This window comes from Massilia sp. 9096, from assembly GCF_000745265.1.
Taxonomy (GTDB): Bacteria; Pseudomonadota; Gammaproteobacteria; order Burkholderiales; family Burkholderiaceae_D; genus Telluria.
Map to the genome: position 1 here is coordinate 47,993 of NZ_JQNN01000001.1, position 26,183 is coordinate 74,175.

Below are 26,183 nucleotides of genomic sequence, written 5' to 3' on the forward strand. Positions count from 1 at the left end.
GGTTTATTCCTGTCAGACGGGCAGTTTGAGCAGTTCGTCCATGGCGCCCATCACCTTGTTACGGACCTGCATCAGCATGGAGAAAGAAAGGTTGGCCTGCTGCGACGACAGCATGGCGCCGACCAGGTCGTCGCTCTTGCCGCTTTCGACGGCGGCCATCTTCTCGCTGGCCACCTGCTGGTCCTGGTCGACGCTGGTGACGGCGTCCTTCATCGTTTGTGCGAACGAAAAGCCGCCGCTGGGGGCAGCCTGGCCGATCCGGCCGGCGTCGATTGCCGGCGCCACTGCGAGGCGGCTGGCATCGTTGGTCAGTGCGGCGAGATCGGCGCGGATCAGACCAGCAAGTTCAGTTCCCATCGTGTTACATGCTCCCATGCTGAAATGTTGCGTGGATGTGACGAACAGTCGCGAAACGGTGGTCAAATGTGAAATTTGGTCGTTTGCTTTTCGTGAAATATTGCGTGCTTTGCGGAAATTGTAAAATTGCTAGCACCCGTGTCCGGCTTGGACTCTAGTGAGGAAGCGGGGAGAATATCAGTCGTTCCCTGCCGCTACGATCATGATTTTCCATAACTTCCTGAGCCGATGACGCCATCTTACCGTACGGCAATCGTTAATTCAAAGGGTAATATCAAATCTCGGGATACACGTCGCGATACACTTTACACGGTATAATAGTTGCCTGATGGAATGAAAAGAAAGCATCTCCGCTTAACAATTATTTAACTGAAACATGTCTTTCGCCACCCCTGCCAACCCTTCCCAGCACCAGGTCCTCGACCCCCGTCTTCTAGGGCGTCCGGTCCATCTGCTGCCCCAGTTCGCCACTCTCCTGGGAGACGACTTCGACAGCGCCATGCAGGGCAGCGCCCGCCGCTACTGGGCTGGCTGGCGTCTCGATGGCGCCGAATTCGGGCGCGCGCCGCAGCTCGACGACCTGCGCTGGATGGCCGTAAACGGCCCTCTGGGTAAGGTTTCGGTCGCTTTCGAGCGTGGTTTATTACTGACACTGTTGGAGCGGCGCTACGGTGGGCGTAGCGCCGGCGCAACTCAGCGGGACCCGAAAGCCGAACGTGTAACGGCGACCGAAGACCGTTTGACCGTCGTATTGACGCAACAGATGATCGACTTGTTGTATTCGCGCGTCGCTGCCAGCCTGGGAATGGAGGTCGCACCGCAGCCGGTGCCTGCCGGCGCGGTGGCCGCAGCGACCATGCCGGGCGCCAGTAACTGGGCTTTGTGCGTGTGTGTGCGTGACATCAATGACAATCCCGGCCAGTTCTGGATCGCCCCCGACCAGACGCTGATGGCCGCGATCCTGAGCACCCTGCGCGCGGACAGCCCTGTTCCGCGCGCGCCGCAGGGCCCGGCCGAACCGCTGGTCTCGAAGCTGCAGGTCAAACTCGAAGGCCGCCTGGTGAGCAAGGAAATCACCCTGGGCGAGCTGTTCGACATCAAGGTGGGCGACGTCATCCCGGTCAGCGTAGGCCGGGCCGACGTCCTGCTCGACGAGGCGCGCTTGTTTACAGCAGCGGTCGCCGAGCACAAGGGCAAGCTGTGTTTAACCTCTTTTGAAGATGCCGAATAAATGGACATGAACCTGAACGACCAATTCACCGCTGGCGACATCATCATCGACGACGCCGCCGCCGTAGCGCCTGCCGCGCCCGGCGCAGCCCGCCTGCCGCAGATGATGCGCCGCATCCCCGTCACGCTGACGCTGGAAGTGGGCTCGGCCCGCATCTCGCTGCAGGAGCTGATGGCGATCGGCCCGTCCAGCGTGATCCCGCTCGACATACTGGCCGGCGAGCCGCTGGTCATCAAGGTCAACGGCGCCGCGATCGGCCGCGCCGAAGTGGTGGTGGCCGGCGAGCAGTACGGCCTGAAGGTGATCGACCTCGAAGGTCTCAACCTGGACCTGATCGCACCATGACCTTGATGTGCCGCGGCGCCGTCGCGCGCCGCCCGGCGCCGGCCCGCTACCGATGGTTCGCCGGCGCCGTTCTTTTATTGGCCGGCGCCGGCGCCATGGCCGCACCGGCCGGGCAGGACCTGCTGGCCGGCGTGATCCCCGGTTCGAGCAGCGGCCTGACCGTGAAGTCGCAGATCCTGGTCCTGATGACCATCCTCGGGCTGCTGCCCGTGATGATCATGATGATGACCAGCTTCACCCGCTTCGTCATCGTGCTGTCGCTGCTGCGCCAGGCGCTCGGCCTGCAGCAGGGCCTGCCGAACCGGATCGTCACCGGCGTCGCGCTGATCCTGACCCTGCTGGTGATGCGCCCGGTCGGCCTGCAGGTCTGGAACGAAGCCTTCGTCCCGTACGACAAGGACAAGATCTCGCTCGAGCAGGCCTTGAAGACCGCCGAGGTGCCGCTGTCGCGCTTCATGCTGGCCCAGACCAGCAAGACCGCGCTGGCCCAGATCGCGCACCTGTCCGGCGAGCCGGAACAGATGGCGCCGATGGAGCGCGCCTTCACGGTCAAGCTGGCGGCCTTCGTGCTGTCCGAACTGAAGAGCGCCTTCCAGATCGGCTGCATGCTGTTCATCCCGTTCCTGATCATCGACCTGGTGGTGTCGTCGGTGCTGATGGCGATGGGCATGATGATGCTGTCGCCGCTGGTGATCTCGCTGCCGTTCAAGCTGCTGCTGTTCGTGCTGGTCGACGGCTGGACGCTGACCGTGAACACGCTGGTCGGCAGCATTCACGCATGGTGACACTATGATGACGCCCGATATCGCCGTCGACATCGTGGTCGAGGCCCTGCAGCTGGTGATGCTGCTGGTGATGGTGATGGTGCTGCCGGGACTGGTAACCGGCATCATCGTCGCGCTGTTCCAGGCCGCCACCCAGATCAACGAACAGACGCTGAGCTTCCTGCCGCGCCTGCTGGTGACGCTGCTGGCGCTGATCCTGGCCGGCCACTGGATGACCGGCAAGCTGATGGACTATTGCGTGACGGTGTTCCAGCGCGCCGCGCAGCTGGTCGGATGAGCGCGCAGGCCAGATGCTGGAAGTAACTCATCTCCTGCTGCCGCTGATCGGCGCGCTGTGGTGGCCGTTCTGCCGCATCATGGCGCTGCTGTCGACCGCCCCGGCGATCGGCGACGCCGCCGTGCCGGTGACGGTGCGCGTGCTGCTGTCGGTGGTGCTGGCGTTCCTGATGCTGCCGCTGACGCAAGGCGGGGCGATGCCGGATCCGTTCTCCTTGGCCGGCGTGCTGGCGATGGCCGAGCAGGCCGTGATCGGCGGCGTGATCGGCCTGGCCATGCAGCTGACGATGGCGGTGGTGAACATGCTGGGTTTCCTGGCCTCGAGCCAGATCGGCTTTTCGATGGCGCAGATCAACGACCCGATCAACGGCCAGCAGTCGGACGTGATCACGGCGCTACTCGGGCTGGTGGCGACGCTGGTGTTCTTCTCCGTCGACGGCCACCTGGTGCTGGCCGGCGTCCTGGGCCAGAGTTTCAGGGCCTGGCCGGTCGGGGCGGGGCAGGGACCGATGCTGCTGCAGGCGGTGGCGCTGAACGTCGGCTGGGTGTTCTCGGCCGCGATCCTGCTGGCGCTGCCGATCGTGTTTTCGACGCTGGTGGTGCAGATCGGGTTCGGTTTCCTGAACCGCGTGGCGCCGTCGCTGAACCTGTTCTCGCTCGGGTTTTCGCTGGTGACCGTGTTCGGCCTGATGATGCTGGTGCAGGTCGTGCGCTTCGTCCCCGAGCACTACGTGCAGATGACCAACCGGGTGCTGGAGATGATCCAGCAGCAAATGAGGCTTCGTTGAGGATTCGACATGGCGGGTAGCGACACCGGTGGCGACAAGACAGAAAAGGCCTCTGCGCAGAAGCTGAAAAAGGCGCGCGAGCAGGGCCAGGTGGTGCGTTCGCGCGACCTGGCGACGGCGGTCGGCATCCTGGCCAGCCTGAAGCTGTTCGTATTCCTGCTGCCGGGCTACCTGGAGTCGTTCCGCGCGCTGTTCCACCTGGTGTACGTGCCGCTGGGCGCGGCCGGCGACATCGAGAACGCCCTGTCGGTGGTGTGGGGCGCGGCCGGCATGCTGCTGGTGAAAATGGTGCTGCCGCTGCTGGGCGTGCCGGTGGCGGTGCTGGCGGCGAGCATGGTGCCGGGCGGCTGGGTGGTCTCGACCCAGAACCTGATGCCGCGCCTGGACCGTTTTTCGCCGATGCGCAACCTGGGCCAGCTCGGCACCGCCAAGCACTGGAGCGGCGTGGCCACCTCGGTCGCCAAGGCTGCGCTGCTGGCGGTCGTGCTGGTGCACGTAGTGCGCTCGACGGTCAACGCCTGGGTCGACCTGCAGCGCCTGCCCCTGAACGACGCGCTGCTGCGCGGCGCCGGGCAGATGTTCGACGGTTTGATGGCGCTGATCGCGGTGTTCTTGATCTTCGCCCTGATCGACGTGCCGCTGCAGGCTTTCCTGTTCGCGCGCGGCCAGCGCATGAGCAAGCAGGAGCAGAAGGAAGAGTACAAGAGTTCCGAGGGCAAGCCCGAAGTGAAGCAGCGCATCCGCCAGCTCCAGCAGCAGCTGGCGCGCCGCAACGTGAACAAGACAGTGCCGGGCGCCGACGTGGTGATCGTCAACCCCGAGCACTACGCGGTCGCGCTGAAGTACGACGTCAACCGCGCCGAGGCGCCGTTCGTGGTGGCCAAGGGCGTCGACGAGATGGCCCTGTACATCCGCGCGGTCGCGGCCAAACACAAGATCGAGACGGTCGCGCTGCCGCCGCTGGCGCGCGCGATCTACAACACCAGCCAGGTCCAGCAGCAGATCCCGGCGGCGCTGTACCAGGCGGTATCGCAGGTGTTGAACTACGTGCTGCAATTGAATGCTTTTCGTGCGGGCCGGCGCCAGGCGCCCCCGCGGTTTCCAAATGAAGTGGCCGTGCCGGCCCATTTGAGTGAGGTTTCTTCGACATGAATGTGATCCAGAGCTTGCTGCTCGAGCTGCGCCGCCAGAAGTTCGCCACCCCGGCGTTCCTGGTGACGATCCTGGCCATGATCATGCTCCCGCTGCCGCCGGTGCTGCTGGACGTGCTGTTCACCTTTAACATCGTGCTGGCGCTGATCGTGATCCTGGTCTCGGTCTCGAGCCGGCGCCCGCTGGACTTCTCGGTGTTCCCGACCGTGATCCTGGGCACCACGATGATGCGCCTGACGCTGAACGTGGCTTCCACCCGCGTGGTGCTGCTGCGCGGCCACGAGGGCACCGGCGCCGCCGGCTCGGTCATCGAGGCCTTCGGCAACGTCGTCATCGGCGGCAACTTCGTGGTCGGCCTGGTGGTGTTCGTGATCCTCATGATCATCAACTTCGTGGTCGTGACCAAGGGTGCGGAACGCATCTCCGAAGTGTCGGCGCGCTTCACGCTGGACGCGCTGCCGGGCAAGCAGATGGCGATCGACGCCGACCTGAACGCCGGCCTGATCAACCAGGAAAAAGCCCAGCAGCGGCGCAAGGACGTCGCGCTGGAAGCCGACTTCTACGGCGCGATGGATGGCGCCTCGAAGTTCGTGCGCGGCGATGCCGTCGCCTCGATCCTGATCCTCATCATCAACCTGGTCGGCGGTGTCGCGATCGGTTCGCTGATGCACAACCTGTCCTTCGGCGACGCCTTCCGCCAGTACGCCCTGCTGACCATTGGCGACGGCCTGGTCGCGCAGATTCCGGCGCTGCTGCTGTCGGCCGCGGCCGCGATCCTGGTCACCCGCATCAGCGATTCGGGCGACTTCGAACAGCAGATCGGCGGCCAGCTGCTGGCCCAGCCCCAAGTCCTGTATTCGGCCGCCGGCGTGATGGTGATCCTGGCCCTGGTGCCGGGCATGCCGTGGTTCTTCTTCATGGTGTTCGCCGGCGTGCTCGGCTACGTCGGCTTCCGGCTCTCGACCCAGGTCAAGGCGCCCGCCGACACCAACGTGGCGGCGATCGAGGCCGCGCTGCGCGACGAGAAAGTCCCCGAACTCGACTGGCAGCAGCTGCCGGTGGTGCAGCCGATCACGGTGGCCGTCGGCTACAAGCTGGTGCACCTGGTCGACAAGGCCCAGGGCGAGACCTTGCCGAAGCGGATCAAGGGCGTGCGCCAGAGCCTGTCCGAGCAAATGGGCCTGCTGCTGCCGCCCATCGGCGTGCGCGACGACCTGACGCTGCGCCCGAACCAGTACGCGATCTCGATCAATGGCACCACGGTCGCCGAGGGCGAAGTGCAGCCCGAGTGCCTGATGGCGATCCCGTCGCCCAACGTCTACGGCGACCTCGACGGCATCCCGGCGATCGAACCGGCTTTCGGCATGGCCATCACCTGGATCGAGCCGGACCAGAAGGCGCACGCGCTGGGGCAGGGCTACCAGGTGGTCGAAGTGGCGAGCGCGATCGCCACCCACACTTCCAAGATCGCCAAGGACTACATGGCCGAGCTGTTCCGCCACGAGGACGTGCCGGCGTTGATGGAGCGCCTGACCGCGCTGTCGCCCAAGCTGGCATCGGCGCTGGACAAGGCGCTGAGCCACACCCAGCTGCTGCGCGTGTTCCGCGTGCTGCTGGCCGAGAACGTGTCGCTCAAGGACATCGTGGTGATCGCCACAACGCTGCTGGACAGCTCGGAGACCACCAAGGATCCGATCCTGCTGGCGGCCGAGGTGAGGTGCGCGCTGCGCCGCCAGATCGTCACCGGCCTGTGCGGCAAGAAGAAGGAAATGCCGGCGTTTAACCTGTCGGGCGAACTCGAGAACATGCTGCTCGGGTCGCTGAACCAGGCGCGCCAGAACAACGGCGGCAAGGTCGCGCTGGACAACTACCCGATCGACCCGCAGCTGCTGTCGCAACTGCAGCTGAACATGCCGGTCGCGCGCGAGCAGATGAAGCAGCAGCACGCCGCGCCGCTCCTGCTGGTGCTGCCGCAGGTGCGTCCGCTGCTGGCGCGTTACGCGCGCCTGTTCGCCCCCGGCCTGAATGTGCTGTCGTATAACGAGATCCCGGAAAACCGCGAAGTCTCGATCGTCGGCACCGTGGGCTGATCCGCAGCCGAGGTCTGGACAACGGCGCCCGGGCTTGTTCCCCGGGCGCCGTTCTTGTTTCAGTCGCCCGCGTGCGCCGGCTGTGGCAGCAGCAGCGCCAGTTCGGCCATGGCGCGGAACACCGGCAGGCTGAGCGCCGCCGCCGCGTCGGCCGACGGCAGGCGCAGGTGGGCGCGCGCCTCGGGCAGCACGTCGCGATAGCGCCATTCGAGCACGCGCAGCCCGGCGCGGCGCACCGCCGCTTCCAGCTGCGGTTGCAGCGCCTTCAGGCGCTCGAGCGCGTGCGCGTGCGGCGCGCACAGTTCCAGCTTGATCCCGTCGAACACCGGTTCGGCCTGCAGCGTGACCACGCTGCCGTCGTCCAGCACCAGCTCCAGGCGCAGCGCCGCGCGCGCGCGGCGGCGGCGTTGCTGGCGCTGCTGTTCCGGCTCGCCCTCGACCACGCGCAGATGCTGGGCCTGGGCGCCGCCGGCATGCACGGTGAAGCGCCAGGCGTCGAGCGGACCGCCCGGCCAATCCTGCTGGCGCAGGGCCGGCAGGTTGCCGTCGTTGCGCTGGCCGGCCTGCACCAGCGCCGCGGCGGGCAGCGGATTGGTGCGCGCCTGCAGGTCGCGCGTGACGACCTGGGCGCCGTAGTTGCTCACCATGCCGCGCCAGGCGGCGGCGAGACTGCCGCCCTCCGGCGCCGGCCAGGTCAGCTGGCGCGCCATCATGAGCTGGTCGGGACGCATCGCGGCGGCATCCAGTCCGTCCGGCTGCGGCAGGACCGGCGCCGCCTGCGCGCCCGGCGCCGGCGTCGGCAGCGGCAGCGCATCGAGCTCGGCCTGCAGCAGCGCGACCGGCAGGACGGCCGTCACGGCATCGACCTGCGGCGGCGGCGCCACGGGCGGTGGGAGGAGAGGCGGGAAGGAGAAGCTGGCCATGATCTCAGCAGTATAGTAGAAAAAAGCCAGAAAAAAAGGCCAGCGGAGGCTGGCCTTTGGAGGGTCCCGGCAGGTACGTCAGCCGGGTAGGGAAGCCTTGATTACTGCAGCAGCGACATGACCATTGAGGACATGCTGTTGGTCTGCTTCAGCATGGCGGTGCCGGCTTGCATCAGCATCTGGCTCGAGGTCATGTTCGACGATTCGGTCGCGAAGTCGACGTCCATGATCAGGCCGGTAGCGGCCTTGGTGTTGGTGCTGATGTTCGACAGGTTGTTGTACACGTGGCTCAGACGGTTTTCCGCAGCGCCCAGGCCCGAACGGACGGTGTTGATCGATGCCAGCGCGTCCTTCAGATTGTCGATGGTGGTGTTGGCGCCGCCCTGGGTCGTGATCTCGCTGCCGGCCGCGCCAGCCGGGGCGTAGGTGCTTGCAACGCCCGAGACGCCGCTCACGGCGGTGGTCATGGCCGCGCTCAGGTCGACGTTCATGGTTTCGCCCGACGATGCGCCGATCTGGAAGGTCATCGCGGAGGCGATGGTGCCGCCAGCCAGCAGCGGGCTGCCGCCGAAGGTGGTGTTACGCATCACGTTGCCCAGTTCCTTGCCCAGTGCGTCGTATTCCGACTGCATTGCGGTGCGGTCGTCGGCGCTCGACGACGCGTCGGCGGACTGGGTGGCCAGGTCCTTCATGCGGATCAGCATGTTGCTGACTTCGTCCAGGGCGCCATCGGCGGTCTGCAGCATCGAGGTGGCGTTCTGGGTGTTGCGCATTGCGACGGTCATGCCCGAGCTCTGGGCTTTCAGACGCGATGCGATCTGCAGGCCGGCGGCGTCGTCGGCTGCCGAGTTGATGCGGTAGCCGGTCGACAGGCGGGTCATCGAGGTCGACAGCGAGTTCTGGGTGCGGGTCAGCGAGTTTTGTGCGGACAGGGCGGCGTTGTTGGTGTGCAGGCTCAGCATGGTAGGCTCCTAAAAAGCTTTGAATTCAGTTGGTATCGGTTCGTCTTGCAGTGTTCTTTGAGATTCGTTTCGAGTGTTTGTCTCGCTCTCACAAGTACAAGACGACCGCTTTCAGCCGCGCATTAAGTGCCACACAGAAATTTTTTAAATTTTTTTTCGAAAAGATTTTTCATTGTCCGAGTGGCAAGCCGAGGAGACACCGTGCAGATCCGTGAAGCCACAGCCGAAGATGGTCAGGCCGTCGCCGGCCTGTTTGGACGGCTTGGCTATATCGCCCAGTCAGAGCGGGTCGCGCGGCAGCTGCAGGCGCTGGGCCCGAGCGGCTCGGGCCAGGCTTTCATAATGGAGATGGATGGGGATCCGGCGCTTCTACGAACAGAACGGCTATCGGGAAAAGCGCCTGCGCTTCGTGAAGATTCTGTGAGGCCGGCGCGTGCGCGGCTCAGCGCCCGCGCGTCGCCGCCGCGCCCATGGCCAGGGCCACGATCAGGGCGACCAGGGCCAGCAGGCCGATCATGCCGGCCAGCTGCAGCACCGCCATGCCGTCCGGGTCGACCGGTGCGGGCGGCAAGGCGCCCAGGTGCTGCAGCACGAACAGCGCCACCAGCGCGACCAGCACGAGTGCGCCCCATACCAGGCCGGGACGCAGGCCGCCGATCAGCATCGCGACCGCCGGGCACAGCACGAACCAGGGCGTGGTCGGCGCGCCGATGCCGCCCAGCTGCAGCGCCATCCCGATCTTGAGCATGAACAGCGCGCCGACGAACAGGTCGCGCGCCAGCGGCAGGCCGGCGCCGGCCGTCAGCGTGAACGGGCTGACCATCATGACGATGCCGGCGGTGATCACCATCATGCCGACCGCATCGTAGCCGAGCAGGTGGTACATCACGGTCAGCAGCGGCACGCTGCCGGCGGTGACGGCGGCCAGCAGCGACAGCTGGCGCGCCCCTTGCAATTCGGTGTCGTGGGCGCGTACCGCCGGCGGCAGCAGGCGGTCGAAGACTTTCAGCAAGGGATAGGCGGTGGCGATCATGCAGGAGTTCCGTAGCGGGCCGCGGCCGGCGCGCCCGACTCGCGCTGGCGCTCGAGGAAGACGGCCAGTTCGTTGATGCTCGGGTAATCGAACAGGACTTCAGGCACGACCGCCATGCCCAGCCGTTGTTCGAGGTCGACCGCGATCGTGGCGGTCGCCAGCGAGTCCATGCCGAGCGTGGCGAAGGACACGTCGAAGTCGACCGCGTGCACGTCGCGCCGGCCTTCGCCGCGCAGCCAGTGCAGGATGCTGTCGTGCACCTGGGCGCGCAGCGCCGCGCTCGCGTGCGCGGGCGCATGCGCGAGCGTGGGGGCGGGCGCGTGCGCGGACGCCGGCGCGAAAGCCGGTGCGGGTGCGGCGCGGCGCAGCAGGGCGTCGACCTCGCGGTCTTCGCCGGGCAGCGTCTGGTCGACGTCGCCGATGGACTCGGCATAGCCGGCCACCACGGCCGCCAAGTCGGCCGCGCTGCTGTAGGGACGCTGGGCCGCAAGTTCGGCCAGCAGCGCCTGCAGCAATGCGTTGAAGCGCCTGCGCGCCCATACCACGGCGTGGCTGGCGGCCAGGGCGCGCGCGCCGTCGTGCTCGCTCTCCTGGGCCTGCTCGGCCGCGCCCAGCAGCAGCGCGCCGGCGGCCAGTTCGCCCAGACGGTAATCGATCCACTGGCGTGCCGCGCCGCGCGAACCGAACAGGCGCTCGGCGCCGTCGGCCAGTTCGCCGACGCGCGCCACGGCCGCGTCCAGCTCGGCGGCCAGCGGCGCGCGCTTGAGCGGACCGGCCAGGAAGGCGCGGCTGGCGCAGCCCGGCTTGGCCAGCGATGCGCCGAGGTGGGCGTACAGGGTTTCGGTCGGGCCTTCCAGGATGCGCATCACGCGCGCGTCGCGCAGGATCTGCGGCGCGCCGTTCGATTCGATGTAGCCGCGTCCGCCCAGCATCTGCACCAGCAGGTCGGCCGCGTCGCCCAGCGCTTCGGTGGCGGCGGCCTTGCAGGCCACGTAAACTTCCGCGCCCGGGGCCGCGCCGGCGTCGATCTGCGCCGCCAGCGCAAGCACCAGCGCCTCGCATGCCGCGATCGATGCCGTCAGGCCCTGCAGGCGCACCACGCTGACCGCGTTCTCGGCCAGCAGGCCGGTGCCCACCGTGCGGCGGCCGGCATAGCGCGCGATCAGCTGGGCGCAGCGTTTCATCGCGCCGACGCAGATCGCGCCGATGCCCAGGCGGCTGAACAGCATAGCGTCGTGCGCCGCGTCCATGCCGTCGCCGGGCGCCAGCAGCACCGCGTCGTCGGGCACGAAGGCGTCGCGCAGGAACAGCGTGTTCTGGACCATGCCGCGCATGCCCATCGTCAGCGATTCCGGACCTTGGGTCAGGCCCTCGGTATCGGCGTCCACCAGCAGCGAAATCATGCCGAGCGGCGTGCCGTCGGCCGTGCTGGCCTTGGCGAACAGCGTGGTCAGGCCGGCCCAGGAGGCCAGGCCGATCCACTGCTTCTCGGCCTGCACGCGCCAGCCGCCGGCGGTCTTGACGGCGCTGGCGCGCAGCGCCATCGGGTTGGAGCCGGCGCCCGGTTCGGTCAGGGCAAAGGCGCCGAGACGGCGTCCCCCGGCCAGCGCCGGCAGCAGGCGTTCCTGCTGGGCGTCCGAGCCGAAGCGCAGCAGCGGGCGGATGCCCAGGCCGTTGTGCACGCCGACCATGGTGGCCACCGTCACGTCGATCGCGGCCAGCTGCTCCATCACGCGCATCAGGTCGACCGTCGTCAGCTCCTTGCCGCCGAAGCGGCGCGGCGCCTGCAGGCCGAAGAAGCCGGCATTGCCCAGGTCGAGCACGACGTACGGCGGAATGGTGCGGCGTTCGTCGATCACGCGCGAATTCAGGCGCCGTTCGGCATAACGGCGCAGCCAGGCGATCATGGCGTCGGCCTCGTGGCGCGAGCGTTCGCGCTCGGCGTCGACCGTCGGGACGGGCTGCGCGGCGGCCGATTGCGCCGCGACGGTGGCAGCAGGGGCGACAGGGGCGGCAGCGGCAGCGGCGTCAGGGGCGGCATCCGCAGGCGCACCGGCCCCTGCCGGCAGCGTGGCCGCCTGGGCCAGGTCGCGCGGCGTGCGGCGGTCGAAAATACTGCCCGGCATGACGTACACGACCTCGAGCTCGCCATGCAGCGCCAGCTCGCGCGCACGTCCGCGCTGTACCTTGCCGCTGGTGGTGCGCGGGAAGGCGCCCGGCTTGACGAACACGATCGAGGCCACCGCGACGTCGAACTGCTGCGCGATCACGGTGCGGATGTGCTGCACGGTCGCTTCGAAACGCGCCATGTATTCGTCGTGCCCGAGTTCTTTCTCGATCTGCTGGGCGGCGCGCACCAGGCTGCGGTTGGCCTCGGCGACGATCGCCAGCCGTTCCTGCCCGCCGATCTCCACCGAGAACGCGGCGCACATGTTCGGCTCGATGAAGTCGATGGCCTGCTCGATGACTTCCTCGATGTCCTGCGGGTAGACGTTGCGCCCGTTGATGATCACCAGGTCCTTCAGGCGCCCGGTGATGAACAGCTCGCCGTCGCGCAGGAAACCGAGGTCGCCGGTGCGCAGCCAGCGTTCGCCGTTGCCGTTGGCCAGCGTCGCGCCGAAGGTCGCCTCGGTCTGCTCGAGGCGGTGCCAGTAGCCGCGCGCCACGCTCGGGCCGGCCACCCAGATCTCGCCGACGCGATGGCTGGACACCGGCAGCGAGGTTTCGGGATCGACCACGCGCACGCGCGTGCTCAGTCCGATCCGGCCCGAGCTGACGATCTCGCGCGCGTCCGGGTCGCCCGGCTGCGCGTCGCGGATCTGGTTGCCCTCCAACAGGGACTTGCTGACCGTGCGCACCAGCGGGCCGCGTCCGCGCGGGCCGCCCGAGACGAACAGCGTGGTCTCGGCCATGCCGTAGCACGGGAACAGGGCGGACTCGCGCATGCCCTGGGCGGCAAAGGCGTCGACGAAGGCGCGCAGCGTGGCCGCGCGGATCGGCTCGGAGCCGTTGTAGGCGACGCTCAGGCTGGACAGGTCCAGTCCGGCCTTGTGTTCGTCGCGGATCTTGGCGGCGCAATAGTCCCAGCCGAAGTTGGGCGCGCCGGCGCAGGTGCCGCGGTAGCGCGTGATCGCTTCCAGCCAGCCCAGCGGATGCTTCAGGAAGGCGGCCGGCGCCATCAGGACGCAGTGGAAGCCCACGTGCAGCGGCGAGACCACGCTGCCGATCAGGCCCATGTCGTGGAACAGCGGCAGCCAGCTGACCATCACGGTGGAGGGATCGAAGCCGAAGCCGTCGCGGATCGAGGCGACGTTGGCGGCGAGGTTCGCATGGGTGACCTCGACGCCCTTGGGCAGCGAGGTCGAGCCCGAGGTGTACTGCAGGAAGGCGACCGACTCGGGGGTGGGCTGCGGCAGGCGGGTGCGGATGGCGTCCAGCTCGGCGTCGGGGATGTCCGCGGCGTCGCCCGCCAGCAGGTCGGTGCACAGGCAGGCGCGGTTGGCCGCTTCGACCAGCGACAGGCTGTGCTGGATGGCCGGCTCGTTGTCGCTGCGGGTCAGGATCAGGACCGGGTCGGCGTCTTCGAGCAGCGCCTTCAGGCGGCGCGAGGCGCGGCTCTTGTGCGGAATGGTGGCCGGCACGGCGATGATCCCGGCCAGCAGGCAGGCCAGGTAGACGGTGATGAATTCCAGGCCGGCAGGATACAGCAGCAGGGCGCGCGCACCGGCCGGGGCGCGCGCGGCCAGGGCGCCGGCCAGCGCGGTGGCGCGGCGTTCGAGCTGGCCATAGGTCAGCTCGTCGATCTTGCCGTCGTCGCGCAGGAAAGTGTAGGCCAGCCGGTCGGGCGTGGTGCGGGCATGCTCGCGCAGCCGCTCGGTGATCAAGATGATGTCCTCGTGCAGCTTGTCGATGTTTTCCCGCATATGTCCCTAACAGTTAATCCGCTGTGTTGGCCCCATGGTCGCGGCGTCGAGCTTCGGCGGCGGCCAGGGCGGCGCGCGCTCGTGCGACCGTCTGGCCGATCACGGGTGCAGCGCGTTTGATTTGCTGCATATTATGGTTTGACATCAGTTGAAGGCGCAAGCGCGAAGCGCCGATTGGCACCCCGGGAAACTCGACCTGGTTGACGAACACCGATTGTTCGAACAGCAGCTTGCCCACCAGGCGCGAGGCTTTTTCGCCGCCGATCAGCACCGGCACGATCGGCGATGCGATGCCCATGCAGGTCAGGCCTTCGGCTGCGAGCAGGCTGCGCAGGCCTTCGACGTTGCGCATCAGGTCGGCGCGCAGCGTGTCGCCTTCTTCCGAACGGATGATCTGGATGCATTCGCCGATCGTGGCCGCCTGCACCGGCGACAGCGCGTTCGAGAACATGTGCGGGCCGGCGAACAGCTGCAGGTGGCGCTTGACCGAGCGCGAGGCGGTGGCGACGAAGCCGCCGTTCGAGCCGAAGCTCTTGGAGAACGCGCCCATCACCAGGTCGATCTTGCCGAGCATGCCCTGGCTGGCGATGCAGCCGCCCCCGCCCGGACCCATCGCGCCCAGGTCGTGCGCGACGTCGACCAGCAGCGTCGCGCCGTACTCGTGGCACAGCGCCTGCAGCGCGGCCAGGTCGGGCGTATCCGAGTCCATGCTGAACAGGCCTTCGGTGACGACCATGATGCCGTGCTCGGTATCGCGCGCGCGGATGGCGCCCAGCAGCTGGCGCACGTGCGCCACGTCGAGGTGGCGGTTGATGCTGATGTTGGACGTCGCCGCGTTCGCGCCCTGGCGCAGCGAGGCGTGCGCGAACTGGTCGATCACGATGTGGTCCTGGGCCTGCACCAGCGCGGTGATGGCGCCGAACGCCGCGCCCCAGCCGGTCGGGAACAGCGCCACGTGCTCGGTCGCGACCAGGCCGGCGATGGCCTGCTCGAGCGCCAGCGAGTAGCGCGTGTTCCCGAGCAGGACGGCCGAGCCGGCGCTGTGCGGGCCGGCTTCGCGCAGCGCGCGCGCGGCGGCGTCGGCGACCTGCGGGTGCGAAGCCAGCGACAGGTAATCCTGCGAAGCGAAGTTGATGCCGCGCGCCGCGGTCCCGGCTTCGTCGCGGATGCTGGCGATCGGGTAGGGCGCGCCTTCCAGCGAGCGCGCGTACTGCCACAGGCCGTCGTTGCTGCGGGCGTCGTGCCAGGCCTCGACCGCGGCGGTGCGGCGCAGCAGGTCGGCGCCGCGCGGCTGCGCGAACTGGGCCGCGGTGCCGTCGAGCGAACCGTTGGCGAGCATGGTTTCGACCTGGCGCGCGAGTGCGTCCGCGGCGGCGATCTCGGAATCGACGTCGTCGGACGCCGGATGCGTGGGTTGAGCGTACATGGTTGGGCTTTCCTGGTTATGGGCTCAAGCGACCCGCAGGGTCGGGGAGGGCATGGTGTCCATCTGCGTGCGCAGCAGCGCGGCGACGCGGTCGGGGTCCTGCGGACGGTGGAACAGGTAGCCCTGGGCGTAGTCGCAGCCCATGGCGCGCAGGTCGGCCAGCTGTTCCGGCGTCTCGACCGCTTCCGCGATCACGGTCAGCTGCAGGCGGTGTGCCATGTGGATGATCGATTCGGCCAGTGCATAGGAGCGCGCGCCGGGGTCGCCCTGGCCGAGGCGCATGACGAAGCTGCGGTCCATCTTGAGGATGTCGGCCGGCAGTTCGGTCAGGTAGCTCAGGCTCGAGTAGCCGGTGCCGAAGTCGTCGATCGAGATCTTGACTCCCGCCTGGCGCAGCACGCCCAGGCCGATCTGGTTCATTTCCATATTGTCGATCAGGATGCTCTCGGTGATTTCCAGGTCGAGGCAGCTCGGATCGATGCCGGTCTCGGCGATCACATCCAGCACGCGTCCGACCAGTTCCGGATGCTTGAGCTGGCGTGCCGACAGGTTGACCGCCATCTTCAGCGCCGGCAGGCCGGCGTCGCGCCACGCTTTTTGCTGGCGGCAGGCCGTGCGCAGCACCCATTCGCCGATCGGGACGATCAGGCCGGTCTCTTCGGCCAGCGTGATGAAGCGGCCCGGCTCGATGCGTCCGTATTGCGGGTGGTTCCAGCGGATCAGCGCTTCGACGCCGACGATGCGGCCGGTATCGCCTTCCACCTGCGGCTGGTACTCGAGCAGCAGCTGGTCGTGCGCCAGCGCTTCGCGCAGGTGATTCTTGAGCAGCAGGCGCTCGCTCGGCGGCAGCGGCGCGTCCGACGAGTAGATCTGGACGCAGTTCTCGCCCCACAGCTTGGCGCGCGTCATGGCGGTGTCGGTGCGTTTGAGCAGCGTGTCGATGTCGCAGCCGGGCGCCGGGAAGATCGCGATGCCGATCGACAGGCTGACGAAGCATTCGCGCTCGCAGGCCTGCAGCGGCAGCGCGAAGCGGTCGAGGATCTTTTCGGCCACCTGCTGGGCGTCGGCGGGTTGGGCCAGGTCTTCCAGGATGACGATGAATTCGTCGCCGCCCCAGCGCACCACGGTGTCCGACTCGCGCAGGCACTGGCGCACGTTGGCCGCCACCTGCACCAGGATCGCATCGCCGGCTTCGAAACCGAGGGCTTCGTTGATGTCCTTGAACTTGTTCAGGTTCAGCAGCATGAGGCCGACCGAGCGCTCGTTGCGCACCGCGCGCGCCATCGCGTGGCCGAGGCGGTCGCGCAGCACGCGCCGGCCGAGCAGGCCGGTAAGCGGGTCGCACTCGCTGCTGTCGGTGTTGTCCACCGCGGGCGCGCCCACGGTGGACATCGGTACGGTCTGCTCGCGCAACAGGAATTCGATGGTCTGGCCGTGGTTGACCACGCGGTTGCGCCCCACCGACTTGGCGACGTACAGCGCTTCGTCGGCGCGGGTGATGGTCTGGCCGATGGTCTCGCCGGCGCGGAACTGGGCCACGCCGATCGACACCGAGACTTGCAGTTCATTGCCAACGTCCGGGAACGCCAGCTTCTCGATTTGCTGGCGCACGCGCTCGGCGAACGCCATCGCGTCCTCGAGCGAGGTGGCAGGCAGCATCAGCAGGAATTCCTCGCCGCCATAGCGTCCGAACGCGTCGGTGTCGCGGATCTGATTTTGCACGGTCAGGGCAAACATGCGCAGCACCACGTCGCCGGCCGCGTGGCCGTAGGTGTCGTTGATGCGCTTGAAAAAGTCGATGTCCAGCAGGCACACGCAGAACGCCGTGCAGCCTTGCATCACACGCTCGCGTTCGTGTTCGATCAGGCCGATCAGGTGACGCCGGTTGTGGGTGCCGGTCAGCTCGTCACGGATGGCCAGCTCGTTGATCACGTTGAGGGCTTGCTCGAGCTTGATGAAGCCCTGCGTCTTGGTCAGTTCGAACAGCAGCACGAACACCACGATCACCATGTACAGGCCGACGTCGCACAGCAGGTACAGCAGGTCCATGTCGCGCACCGGATGGGCCGGCAGGGCCATGCCCAGCATAGGCAGCGCATACACCCCGCCGGCGGCCAGGCAGCTCATCGCCAGCCAGAACACGGCAGTGCCGACGCCGCCGAGGAACATCGCCACCACCGGCGCGGTGATCAGCCAGCCGGCGGTCGGGGCGTTGACGCCGCCCAGGTGGAAGGTCAGCCAGGTGAAGTTGAAGAACACCGCGCACAGGAAGACCTCACGCGCGACCACGATGCTGCGCGTCATGCGCAACAGGAACGGCGTGACGAACATGAAGGCGCAGCAGGTCAGGATTTCCTGCGCGGCGATGGTGAAGCCCAGCAGGTAGTAGGCCAGCGCATACAACGGTCCCGACAACGCCGCCATGACGACCGCATTGATGACGTTCTGCGCGCGTGTCAGCTGAGCGGCGTTCTGCTGAGCCTCGATGGGGATGAACCAGTGGATTGCGGTGATGTAACGGCTGATCAGTTTGGAGCCGGGTTTGGTCATGATGTCTAAGGCAATGCGAAAGGCGGGTCGATTTCTTGCTCTTCATCCTACGCCACCCGCAATCTAAAGTTGCTTTGTAGCATTTAAACGTCATACTAACATGTCTGGACGTGTTGCCGGCCGATTTGGCTGGACGTATTCATTTTCTGTTGCTAATTGGTTAGATAACAGAACCAGTTTTTGAACTTACATACGTTTTTAGCAAGATCGTTTCCCGAAAAGCTTAAAATGTAGGCAATGCGCGCGAACCATCATGGTGCGTCGGCCAGGCGGGGCAGCGCGTTTTCTAGGATAATGTCCGACTGCCTCCGCCTCACATCATCTTCATGAAACACAGCAAGCGAAAATTATCCGTAGCACCCATGATGGACTGGACCGACCGCCACTGCCGCGTCTTCCATCGCCACATCACGCGCCACACCTGGCTGTACACCGAGATGGTCACCACCGGCGCCCTGGTCCACGGCGACGTCGAGCGTCACCTGCGCTACGACGACATCGAACACCCGGTCGCGCTGCAGCTGGGCGGCAGCGACCCGGCCGACCTCGCCAAAAGCGCCAAGCTGGGCGAGCAGTGGGGCTACGAGGAAATCAACCTGAACTGCGGCTGCCCGTCCGAGCGCGTGCAGAAGGGCGCGTTCGGCGCCTGCCTGATGCATGAGCCGCAACTGGTGGCCGATTGCGTCAAGGCGATGCGCGACGCGGTCAGCATCGACGTCACCGTCAAGCACCGCATCGGCATCGACTACAACGAGGAATACGGTTTTGTCCGCGACTTCATCGGCACGATCGCCGAGGCCGGCTGCGAGACCTTCATCGTGCACGCGCGTAACGCCGTGCTCAAGGGCCTGTCGCCCAAGGAAAACCGCGAGATCCCGCCGCTGCGCTACGCCGTCGCCTACCAGCTCAAGCGCGATTTTCCTGATCTGGAAATCATCATCAACGGCGGCATCAAGACCAACGACGAGATCGAGCAGCACCTGGCCCACGTCGACGGCGTGATGATCGGGCGCGAGGCCTACCACAACCCGTGGCTGATGGCCGACTGGGACCGGCGCTTCTACGGCGACCAGGATGCGCCCGTGAAAACGCGCGAGGACGTGCTGGCGGCGATGATTCCGTACATCCGCGCGCAGCTGGAGCGCTACGGCCCGCTCGGCCTGCGCCTGAACAGTATTACCCGCCACATGCTGGGCCTGATGGCCGGGTTGCCGGGCGCGCGCGGATACCGCCAGTTACTTTCCGATTCGCGCAAGCTGGCTGCCGGCGACCCCGAACTCTTGCTCGAAGCCGCCGGCCGCCTGCGCCAGGCCGCCTGATTCCCGCTCTTCCTCGCCGGCAGCGCCATCGCGCGCGTTGCCGGTTGTCAAAATTCCGCCACACGTATAGACGAGAAGCAAACACTCGTCGTCTTTTCCTTGCCCGAAGGCAAGAAGACAACCATAATCCAATCGCTTCTTCATGCATATACCGCCACTTGGTTGTTGTAGCAAAACAACTTTTGTGCAATGCATGTTTTCCATCGGCAATTAATATGTTTTGATACAAGCTGATGGAAAAACACGACCGTTCACGGGGAAGGTGAACTGTTCGTAACAAAGCGACGCGCGGTAGCGGCAGCCGGGCGATCCAACAAATGGAACAGGGAATGGCAATGAATTTAGCAAACATGAAGGTCGGTGTGCGTCTGGGCCTGGGTTTTGCCCTCGTGCTGGTGCTGCTGGTGATGGTGACCGTTGTCGGCATCCTGCGCATGGCGCAGATCCAGAATCGCCTCGACCATGTCGTCAACGTGAACAATGTCGTGACCCGCCTGGTCGTCGACATGCGTAACAACGTCAGCGAACGCGTCACTTCGCTGCGTACCCTGACCCTGATGACCGATCCGGCCGACATGGAGCCGGAGCTGAACCGCTTCAAGGAACAGACCGCCAAGTACGACGCCCTGCAGCAGAAACTGGCCGAGAAATTCGCCGTCGAAGCGTCGAGCGAGGAAAAGGCGCTGCTGGCCCAGATCAAGGATGCGGAAGGCGCGACCATGCCGGCCGTCAGCAAGGCGTCGGCCCTGTACCTGGCCAACAACGCGATGGACGCGACCCGCGTGATGGTCAAGGAAATCCGCCCGGCCCAGAAAAAATGGACCGAAGCGCTGGAGAAACTGGCCGCGCTCGAAGACAAGCAAAACAACCAGACCCAGCTCGACGCCGAGGCGCAGTTCGTCAATGCGCGCAACTTCATGCTGGTGCTGCTGGCCCTGGCCGTCGCGATGGGGGTGGTGGCCGCCACCATGATCACCCGCGGCCTGCTCAAGCAGCTGGGCGCCGAACCGAGCTACGCAGGCAGCATCGCCGGCCGCATCGCCCATGGCGACCTGTCGATCGCGATCGAGACCAAGGCCTCGGACACCGGTAGCCTGGTGGCCGAAATGAAGCTGATGCGCAATAGCCTCGTCGACATCGTCAGCCAGGTTCGCCGCGGCACCCACACGATCAGCACGGCGTCGCGTGAAATCGCAGCCGGCAACACCGACCTGTCGTCGCGGACCGAACAGCAGGCCAGCTCGCTCGAAAAGACCGCTTCGGCGATGGAAGAGCTGACCTCGACCGTCAAACAGAACGCCGACAATGCCCGCGAAGCCAACCAGCTCGCCGCCACCGCATCGGACGTGGCGCGCAAGGGCGGCGAAGTGGTGTCGCAAGTGGTCGGCACCATGGGCGAGATCAACAGCTCGGCCAGCAAGATCGCCGACATCATCGGCGTGATCGACGGCATCGCTTTCCAGACCAACATCCTGGCGCTGAACGCCGCCGTCGAGGCAGCCCGTGCCGGCGAGCAGGGCCGCGGCTTCGCCGTGGTGGCGTCGGAAGTGCGCAACCTGGCCCAGCGCTCGGCCGGCGCAGCCAAGGAGATCAAGACGCTGATCGGCGACTCGGTCGAGAAGATCGGCCGCGGCAGCAAGCTGGTCGGCGAAGCCGGCGTGACGATGGAAGAAGTGGTCGGCAGCGTCAAGCGCGTCACCGACATCATGAGCGACATCGCCAACGCCAGCGCCGAACAGAGCGCCGGTATCGAACAGGTCAACCTGTCCATCATCGAAATGGACGGCATGACCCAGCAGAATGCAGCGCTGGTGGAGCAGGCCGCGGCCGCGTTCCAGAGCCTGCAGGACCAGGCGGCCGAACTGCAGCGCGTGGTCAGCATCTTCAAGCTGGCCGAGGGCGAGGAGCCGGTCGCGGCAGTGGCGCCAGCGCCTGTAGCACCGGCCAAGTCCGTGGCTGCGACCGGCACCGCGGTGGCGACGCGCGCAGTGACGGCGCGTCCGGCACGGGCGCAGTTGAAGAAACCGGCCGCCGCTGGCGCCGCTGTGAAGCCAAAGGCCGATGCCGAGGGCGCACCTGCGCCGACGACGAAAGCTTCGACCGCCAGGAAAGTCGCTGCCGCTTCGAGCAACGACGACTGGGAAGAATTCTGAGCCAGGAAGGCTTGTCCTATCGCCGGCGCCCACGCGCCGGTTTTAAAAAAACGATATTTTTCAGGGGAAATAAAAATGTCCAATAAGAAAGTCGCCGTTAGCATTGCCGCTCTGTTGCTGTCCGCCGTCGCCGGTTCCACCTTCGCTGCCGAAAACCCGGCAAGCTTCGATGCAAGCAAGTGCAAGGTCGACTACCCGAAAGCCTCGCTGATGAACGAAGAGCAGGGCGTGACCTCGATGTCCTTCCTGGTGAACCCCGACGGTTCGGTCGCCGATTCGAAGCTGGAAAAGTCGAGCGGTTTCAAGGGCCTGGACAAGGCTGCGCTGAAGGGCCTGGCATCGTGCAAGTTCAAGCCGGGCACCAAGGATGGCGCACCGGCCCAGACCTGGACCAAGGTCGACTATGCTTGGAAGCTGGACTGATTCCTGATCTTTTGAGATGTTTGCGAAAACCGGCCACTGGCCGGTTTTTGTTTTTCCAGCTTTGCGATTGGCGCGTTGATTTCGAAAGCAGACGCCCGAAAGCACGCTGTTACATGTCTATTTACCTATGTATCGAATGTAAGAACTTGCTTCAAACCTACTGTGTGGGATGTTCGCTGGCTATAGTTAACTCACTTAAAACAACAGGAGAAGCATCATGAAACGTATCCTCTGCGCCGCCGCTGCCGCTGTTCTGAGTACCGCCGCCTTCCTGCCGATCCAGGCTTCCGCCGACACCGTGATCATCCGCACCGCGCCGCCGGCGCCGCGCCACGAAGTCGTGCCGGCACTGCGCCACGGCTACGTCTGGGCCCCGGGCTATTGGAACTACAACGGCCATCGCTACGTCTGGGTGCGCGGCCACATGGAGCGCGAGCGTCATGGCTATGCCTACCGTCAGCCTGAATGGCGCCAGGGCGACCATGGCTGGGAACTGGATCGCGGCGGCTGGCGCCGTTAATCCCCGATAAGTACTGAATCGTCGATGACGGCCCGGTCCGATAACCGGGCCGTTTTGCTTTTGTGCAATAACAGCGCGTACCCGTGTGGCAGACTGGACCGATTCATGTCCCAAGCCATGCGGGAGCCGCGATGCAAGCCGAGTTATACGAGCTCAAGCCTGGCCACGTCCAGGTCAACCAAGCCTTGCAATGGGATGTGTTTTCGGCGCAGGGCTTGCTGCTGCTGCACAAGGGCACGATGATCCAGAGCGAAAGCCAGCGCGACCGCCTGCTCGAGCGCGGGATGTACGTCAACCGGGCCGACATCCGGAAGCCGAAAGTCGAAGGGCAGCGCCAGGCCTACGATCCGTTCGGCGAATGGGAGCAGCTGCGCAAGCGCCTGGTGCGCCTGAACCTGGCCTTCATGGGCGTCGCGCGCGCGCCTGCGGCGAACCCGGCGCTGCTAGCGGAGCTCGAGCAGCTCGCCACGCGGATCCGCGTGCTGGTGACGCGCGCGCCGGACATCGCCATCTTCGAAATCATGCAGATGGATCCGACCCACTACGTCGTCGCCCACCATCTGCAGGCGGCTGCGCTGAGCGCGCTGGTGGCGCAGGCGCTGGACTGGCCCGAGCCCGGCGTGCACGATGCCTGCCGCGTCGCGTTGACCATGAACATCGCCATGCTGGAACTGCAGACGGTCCTGGCCGCACAGGCGCCGCCCGTCACCGCGGCGCAGCGGGAGGTCATCGATGGCCACGGCCTGCAGGGCCGGCGCATCCTGGAGGCGATGGGCGTGCTCGATGCGAACTGGCTGCACGCCGTCGAGGAACATCATCCGGACCGGCTCGGCGCGGGTCGCACGGCGTCGCCGCTGGCCGAGCTGGCGCACCACGTCGACGTCTACCTGGCCAGGATCTCGCCGCGCGGCTACCGCGTCGCCAAAACGCCGTCCGCCGCCGCGCGCGAACTGCTGCAGCATCCCGCCATGGACAAGGGGCTGGTCAGCACCCTGATCAAGCTGGTCGGCGTCTACCGGTCCGGCACCTACGTCAAGCTGGCCAACGGCGAGACCGCCGTGGTCGTGCGCCGCGGCGCCAGCGCGCACGCGCCGTGCGTGTGCAGCCTGGTCAGTGGCGCCGGCATGCCGCTGGGCGAGCCGGTGGTGCGCGATACCGCGCTGCCGAAATACGCGGTGGCGGCGATCGTGGCGAAGGCGAGGGTGATGGTGAGGTTTGATCGGGCCAGGTTGTTCAGGCTGGTGGGGCAGGGCTGAAAAGCAAAAAGCCCGATTCTTGCGAACCGGGCTTTTGCTGAATTCTTGGGGTGGCTGATGGGACTCGAACCCACGACAACAGGAATCACAATCCTGGACTCTACCAACTGAGCTACAGCCACCACTGTCTTACTTGCTGTCTCGTTGTTGCCGAGACAGAACGAGATTATAGCGACACCTTCCCGATCTGGCAAATCTAAATGTGCTCAAGCGTGCTCGGAGCCGCGAACGCGGTCTCGGACACCGGCGGATCGATGCCGATCAGGCTGTTGAAGGCGCTGGCCAGGGCCGTGGCGCTGGCGCTGGTCCAACCCGCCACGCGCGCGGGCGCCTGCGCATCGGCAGCGCGCAGCAGGCCGCCGGCGTCGAGCAGGCGCGCCACCTGGCGCGCCACCGCCTCGCCGGTGTCGATCAGCGTCACGCCAGCAGCGCCATGTTCCGCGATCACGCGCTCGATCGACGCCTGCACCAGCGGATAGTGCGTGCAGCCCAGTACCAGCGTGTCGGCGCCCGCATCCAGCAGCGGCGTGACGTACCCGCGCAGCATCTCGAGGATCGCGGTGGCGCCCAGGTCGCCCAGCTCGATCTGGTCGACCAGGCCGCGGCAGGGCTGCAGCAGGAAGCGTGTGCCGGATGCGTCGGCGACCTGGTCGCGCAGGTGCAGAAACTTGGCGCTGGCGAGCGTGAGTTCGGTGGCGAGCACACCGACCGTGCCGCTGCGCGTCGCCGCCGCCGCCGGTTTCAGCCCCGGCTCGACGCCGACGATCGGCAGCTCGGGCAGGCTTTCGCGCAGCAGCTTGACCGCCGCGCCGGTCGCCGTGTTGCAGGCGACGACGATGGCCTTCGCGCCCTGGCCGGCCAAAAAACGCGCGACCGACAGCGAGCGCTCGGCCACCACCGCCTCCGGCTTGCCGCCGTACGGTGCGAAGCCGGAATCGGCTGCGTAGATGAGGTGTTCGTGGGGGAGCAGGGCGCGCACGTGGCGCAGGATGGACAGCCCGCCGACGCCGGAATCGAAGATCCCGATGGGTGCGTCGGCGGTGATGGTGCGGGTAGTCATGGGTAGATGTTACCCCAGCCGCGCGCGCGTGTGCAGTACCCGCGCGCGGCCATGCATCAAGCCGCAGCGATCAAGCGACAGCGACCGGAATGCCTTTGAGCGACTCGATCTTGGCCGACCATTCCTTCGGGCCGGTCTGGTGCACCGAGGTGCCGCTCGAATCGACGGCGACGGTCACCGGCATGTCCTTGACTTCGAACTCGTAGATCGCTTCCATGCCCAGGTCTTCGAAGCCGACCACCTTGGCCGACTTGATCGCCTTCGACACCAGGTAGGCCGAACCGCCGACCGCCATCAGGTAGGCCGACTTGTGGTTCTTGATCGACTCGATCGCGGCCGGGCCGCGCTCGGCCTTGCCGATCATCGCGATCAGGCCGGTCTTTTCCAGCATCATGTCGGTGAACTTGTCCATGCGGGTCGCGGTCGTCGGACCGGCCGGGCCGACCACTTCGTCACGTACCGGATCGACCGGGCCGACGTAATAGATGACGCGGTTGGTGAAGTCCACCGGCAGCGATTCACCCTTGGCCAGCATGTCCTGGATGCGCTTGTGCGCGGCGTCGCGGCCGGTCAGCATCTTGCCGTTCAAGAGCAGGGTCTGGCCCGGCTGCCAGGAAGCGACTTCTTCCTTGGTCAGCGTGTCCAGGTTGACGCTCTTCGATTTTTGCGTGTCCGGGGTCCACTGCACGTTCGGCCAGGTCGACAGCGCCGGCGGTTCGATGTAGGCCGGGCCCGAGCCGTCCAGCACGAAGTGGGCGTGGCGGGTCGCGGCGCAGTTCGGGATCATCGCGACCGGCTTGGAGGCCGCGTGGGTCGGGTACATGTTGATCTTCACGTCCAGCACGGTCGTCAGGCCGCCCAGGCCCTGCGCGCCGATGCCGAGCGCGTTGATCTTGTCGCACAGTTCGATACGCAGCTCTTCCAGCTTGTTCTGCGGGCCGCGCAGCTTCAGCTCGTACATGTCGATGTCTTCCATCAGCGACTCTTTCGCCATCAGCATCGCCTTCTCGGCCGAGCCGCCGATGCCGATGCCGAGCATGCCCGGCGGGCACCAGCCGGCGCCCATCAGCGGCACGGTCTTCAGGACCCAGTCGACCAGCGAGTCGGATGGGTTGAGCATCACGAACTTGGTCTTGTTCTCGGAGCCGCCGCCTTTCGCAGCCACTTTCACGTCGACGGTGTCGCCCTCGACCAGTTCCATGTGGACCACGGCCGGGGTGTTGTCCTTGGTGTTCTTGCGCTCGAAGTGCGGGTCGGCGACGATCGAGGCGCGCAGCTTGTTGTCCGGGAAGGCGTAGGCGCGGCGCACGCCTTCGTTGACGGCGTCGGTGACCGAGCCGCTAAAGCCTTCGAAGCGCACGTTCATGCCGATCTTGAGGAACACGTTGACGATGCCGGTGTCCTGGCAGATCGGGCGCTTGCCTTCGGCGCACATGCGCGAGTTGGTCAGGATCTGCGCGATCGCATCCTTGGCGGCCGGGCTCTGCTCGGTTTCGTAGGCGCGCGCCAGGTGCTGGATGTAGTCGGCCGGGTGGTAGTAGCTGATGTACTGCAGGGCAGCAGCGACGGATTCGATCAGGTCTTCCTGTTTAATGACAGTCATCTTGGATC

The 26,183-nt window shown here is 66.3% G+C and carries 21 protein-coding genes and 1 tRNA gene; 12 read left to right on the top strand and 10 right to left on the bottom strand.

Annotation, left to right across the window (positions count from 1 at the left end; all coding sequences use genetic code 11):
* Positions 1-12: 12 nt before the first annotated feature.
* Entirely contained in the window at positions 13-357 is a 345-nt protein-coding gene (locus FA90_RS00245; protein WP_036164613.1) for a flagellar hook-basal body complex protein FliE, read from the bottom strand.
* A gap of 376 nt (positions 358-733) precedes the next feature.
* Here FA90_RS00245 and FA90_RS00250 point away from each other — a divergent pair, with 376 nt between their 5' ends.
* The 7 genes from FA90_RS00250 to FA90_RS00280 are packed head-to-tail and all read left to right on the top strand — an operon-like array spanning position 734 to position 7,024.
* Entirely contained in the window at positions 734-1,588 is an 855-nt protein-coding gene (locus FA90_RS00250; protein WP_036164615.1) for a flagellar motor switch protein FliM, read from the top strand.
* The gene (locus FA90_RS00255) at positions 1,589-1,933 is read left to right on the top strand and encodes a FliM/FliN family flagellar motor switch protein (RefSeq protein ID WP_156116523.1); all 345 of its coding nucleotides are present in this window, start codon (positions 1,589-1,591) and stop codon (positions 1,931-1,933) included.
* Positions 1,934-1,938: 5 nt separating this feature from the next.
* Positions 1,939-2,718, top strand: a complete 780-nt coding sequence (gene fliP / locus FA90_RS00260; RefSeq protein WP_051972059.1) for a flagellar type III secretion system pore protein FliP — start codon at positions 1,939-1,941, stop codon at positions 2,716-2,718.
* Positions 2,719-2,722: 4 nt separating this feature from the next.
* Positions 2,723-2,995, top strand: a complete 273-nt coding sequence (gene fliQ / locus FA90_RS00265) for a flagellar biosynthesis protein FliQ (RefSeq protein ID WP_036164620.1) — start codon at positions 2,723-2,725, stop codon at positions 2,993-2,995.
* A 13-nt stretch (positions 2,996-3,008) separates the two neighbouring features.
* Positions 3,009-3,782: a flagellar biosynthetic protein FliR gene (gene fliR / locus FA90_RS00270; RefSeq protein ID WP_036164623.1), complete on the top strand. Its 774-nt coding sequence runs from the start codon at positions 3,009-3,011 to the stop codon at positions 3,780-3,782.
* Positions 3,783-3,791: 9 nt separating this feature from the next.
* Positions 3,792-4,934 carry a flagellar type III secretion system protein FlhB gene (gene flhB, locus FA90_RS00275; protein WP_036164626.1) on the top strand — a complete coding sequence of 381 codons (1,143 nt, stop codon included), beginning with the start codon at positions 3,792-3,794 and terminating at the stop codon, positions 4,932-4,934.
* On the top strand, positions 4,931-7,024 hold the full coding sequence (locus FA90_RS00280) for a flagellar biosynthesis protein FlhA (protein WP_036164629.1): 2,094 nt from the start codon (positions 4,931-4,933) through the stop codon (positions 7,022-7,024). The genes flhB and FA90_RS00280 overlap by 4 nt, the downstream gene beginning before the upstream one ends.
* 59 nt (positions 7,025-7,083) lie before the next feature.
* Here FA90_RS00280 and FA90_RS00285 read toward each other — a convergent pair whose 3' ends face one another.
* The 6 genes from FA90_RS00285 to FA90_RS00310 all read right to left on the bottom strand — a co-directional run bounded on the left by FA90_RS00285 (position 7,084) and on the right by FA90_RS00310 (position 17,841).
* Positions 7,084-7,947, bottom strand: a complete 864-nt coding sequence (locus FA90_RS00285; RefSeq protein ID WP_036164632.1) for a hypothetical protein — start codon at positions 7,945-7,947, stop codon at positions 7,084-7,086.
* 101 nt (positions 7,948-8,048) lie between these two features.
* The gene (locus tag FA90_RS00290) at positions 8,049-8,909 is read right to left on the bottom strand and encodes a flagellin (RefSeq protein WP_036164635.1); all 861 of its coding nucleotides are present in this window, start codon (positions 8,907-8,909) and stop codon (positions 8,049-8,051) included.
* 442 nt (positions 8,910-9,351) lie between these two features.
* Positions 9,352-9,942, bottom strand: a complete 591-nt coding sequence (locus FA90_RS00295) for a hypothetical protein (RefSeq protein WP_036164639.1) — start codon at positions 9,940-9,942, stop codon at positions 9,352-9,354.
* Positions 9,939-13,865, bottom strand: coding sequence for an AMP-binding protein (locus tag FA90_RS00300; RefSeq protein ID WP_051971276.1), 3,927 nt, complete (start codon positions 13,863-13,865; stop codon positions 9,939-9,941). Before FA90_RS00300 ends, FA90_RS00295 begins: the two co-directional genes overlap by 4 nt.
* 13 nt (positions 13,866-13,878) lie before the next feature.
* Positions 13,879-15,291 carry a pyridoxal phosphate-dependent aminotransferase family protein gene (locus FA90_RS00305; protein WP_156116524.1) on the bottom strand — a complete coding sequence of 471 codons (1,413 nt, stop codon included), beginning with the start codon at positions 15,289-15,291 and terminating at the stop codon, positions 13,879-13,881.
* Between the two features lie 24 nt (positions 15,292-15,315).
* Entirely contained in the window at positions 15,316-17,841 is a 2,526-nt protein-coding gene (locus FA90_RS00310; RefSeq protein ID WP_036164641.1) for a diguanylate cyclase domain-containing protein, read from the bottom strand.
* Between the two features lie 326 nt (positions 17,842-18,167).
* Between FA90_RS00310 and dusA the strand changes: the two genes are divergently transcribed.
* From dusA to FA90_RS24675, 5 genes are all read left to right on the top strand, one after another.
* Positions 18,168-19,160 (top strand): tRNA dihydrouridine(20/20a) synthase DusA, encoded by a 993-nt coding sequence (gene dusA, locus FA90_RS00315; protein ID WP_051971277.1) that lies wholly within the window; start codon positions 18,168-18,170, stop codon positions 19,158-19,160.
* 335 nt (positions 19,161-19,495) lie between these two features.
* Positions 19,496-21,313, top strand: a complete 1,818-nt coding sequence (locus tag FA90_RS00320; RefSeq protein WP_197065213.1) for a methyl-accepting chemotaxis protein — start codon at positions 19,496-19,498, stop codon at positions 21,311-21,313.
* 75 nt (positions 21,314-21,388) lie between these two features.
* Positions 21,389-21,736: an energy transducer TonB gene (locus FA90_RS00325; protein WP_036164647.1), complete on the top strand. Its 348-nt coding sequence runs from the start codon at positions 21,389-21,391 to the stop codon at positions 21,734-21,736.
* A gap of 217 nt (positions 21,737-21,953) precedes the next feature.
* Entirely contained in the window at positions 21,954-22,256 is a 303-nt protein-coding gene (locus FA90_RS00330; protein ID WP_036164650.1) for a YXWGXW repeat-containing protein, read from the top strand.
* Between the two features lie 131 nt (positions 22,257-22,387).
* Positions 22,388-23,512 (top strand): HD-GYP domain-containing protein, encoded by a 1,125-nt coding sequence (locus FA90_RS24675; RefSeq protein ID WP_051971278.1) that lies wholly within the window; start codon positions 22,388-22,390, stop codon positions 23,510-23,512.
* Between the two features lie 46 nt (positions 23,513-23,558).
* On the opposite strand, the gene FA90_RS00340 is transcribed toward FA90_RS24675, so the two are convergent.
* The 3 genes from FA90_RS00340 to FA90_RS00350 form a co-directional block, all read right to left on the bottom strand.
* A tRNA-His gene (locus tag FA90_RS00340) sits at positions 23,559-23,634 on the bottom strand.
* Between the two features lie 74 nt (positions 23,635-23,708).
* Positions 23,709-24,572 (bottom strand): glutamate racemase, encoded by an 864-nt coding sequence (gene murI / locus FA90_RS00345; RefSeq protein WP_036164653.1) that lies wholly within the window; start codon positions 24,570-24,572, stop codon positions 23,709-23,711.
* 70 nt (positions 24,573-24,642) lie between these two features.
* Positions 24,643-26,175: a fumarate hydratase gene (locus FA90_RS00350; RefSeq protein WP_036164656.1), complete on the bottom strand. Its 1,533-nt coding sequence runs from the start codon at positions 26,173-26,175 to the stop codon at positions 24,643-24,645.
* Positions 26,176-26,183 lie beyond the last annotated feature (8 nt).

What these genes read in the sequence shown, in the direction of transcription:
- FA90_RS00255 (WP_156116523.1), top strand. Translation starts at nt 1,589, where the DNA reads ATGGACATGAACCTGAACGACCAATTCACCGCTGGCGACATCATCATC.
- FA90_RS00245 (WP_036164613.1), bottom strand. Translation starts at nt 357, where the DNA reads ATGGGAACTGAACTTGCTGGTCTGATCCGCGCCGATCTCGCCGCACTG.
- FA90_RS00295 (WP_036164639.1), bottom strand. Translation starts at nt 9,942, where the DNA reads ATGATCGCCACCGCCTATCCCTTGCTGAAAGTCTTCGACCGCCTGCTG.
- FA90_RS00330 (WP_036164650.1), top strand. Translation starts at nt 21,954, where the DNA reads ATGAAACGTATCCTCTGCGCCGCCGCTGCCGCTGTTCTGAGTACCGCC.
- FA90_RS24675 (WP_051971278.1), top strand. Translation starts at nt 22,388, where the DNA reads ATGCAAGCCGAGTTATACGAGCTCAAGCCTGGCCACGTCCAGGTCAAC.
- FA90_RS00250 (WP_036164615.1), top strand. Translation starts at nt 734, where the DNA reads ATGTCTTTCGCCACCCCTGCCAACCCTTCCCAGCACCAGGTCCTCGAC.
- flhB (WP_036164626.1), top strand. Translation starts at nt 3,792, where the DNA reads ATGGCGGGTAGCGACACCGGTGGCGACAAGACAGAAAAGGCCTCTGCG.
- murI (WP_036164653.1), bottom strand. Translation starts at nt 24,572, where the DNA reads ATGACTACCCGCACCATCACCGCCGACGCACCCATCGGGATCTTCGAT.
- FA90_RS00310 (WP_036164641.1), bottom strand. Translation starts at nt 17,841, where the DNA reads ATGACCAAACCCGGCTCCAAACTGATCAGCCGTTACATCACCGCAATC.
- fliR (WP_036164623.1), top strand. Translation starts at nt 3,009, where the DNA reads ATGCTGGAAGTAACTCATCTCCTGCTGCCGCTGATCGGCGCGCTGTGG.
- FA90_RS00305 (WP_156116524.1), bottom strand. Translation starts at nt 15,291, where the DNA reads ATGTACGCTCAACCCACGCATCCGGCGTCCGACGACGTCGATTCCGAG.
- FA90_RS00300 (WP_051971276.1), bottom strand. Translation starts at nt 13,865, where the DNA reads ATGCGGGAAAACATCGACAAGCTGCACGAGGACATCATCTTGATCACC.
- FA90_RS00285 (WP_036164632.1), bottom strand. Translation starts at nt 7,947, where the DNA reads ATGGCCAGCTTCTCCTTCCCGCCTCTCCTCCCACCGCCCGTGGCGCCG.
- FA90_RS00325 (WP_036164647.1), top strand. Translation starts at nt 21,389, where the DNA reads ATGTCCAATAAGAAAGTCGCCGTTAGCATTGCCGCTCTGTTGCTGTCC.
- FA90_RS00290 (WP_036164635.1), bottom strand. Translation starts at nt 8,909, where the DNA reads ATGCTGAGCCTGCACACCAACAACGCCGCCCTGTCCGCACAAAACTCG.
- FA90_RS00280 (WP_036164629.1), top strand. Translation starts at nt 4,931, where the DNA reads ATGAATGTGATCCAGAGCTTGCTGCTCGAGCTGCGCCGCCAGAAGTTC.
- FA90_RS00320 (WP_197065213.1), top strand. Translation starts at nt 19,496, where the DNA reads ATGAATTTAGCAAACATGAAGGTCGGTGTGCGTCTGGGCCTGGGTTTT.
- FA90_RS00350 (WP_036164656.1), bottom strand. Translation starts at nt 26,175, where the DNA reads ATGACTGTCATTAAACAGGAAGACCTGATCGAATCCGTCGCTGCTGCC.
- fliQ (WP_036164620.1), top strand. Translation starts at nt 2,723, where the DNA reads ATGATGACGCCCGATATCGCCGTCGACATCGTGGTCGAGGCCCTGCAG.
- dusA (WP_051971277.1), top strand. Translation starts at nt 18,168, where the DNA reads ATGAAACACAGCAAGCGAAAATTATCCGTAGCACCCATGATGGACTGG.
- fliP (WP_051972059.1), top strand. Translation starts at nt 1,939, where the DNA reads ATGTGCCGCGGCGCCGTCGCGCGCCGCCCGGCGCCGGCCCGCTACCGA.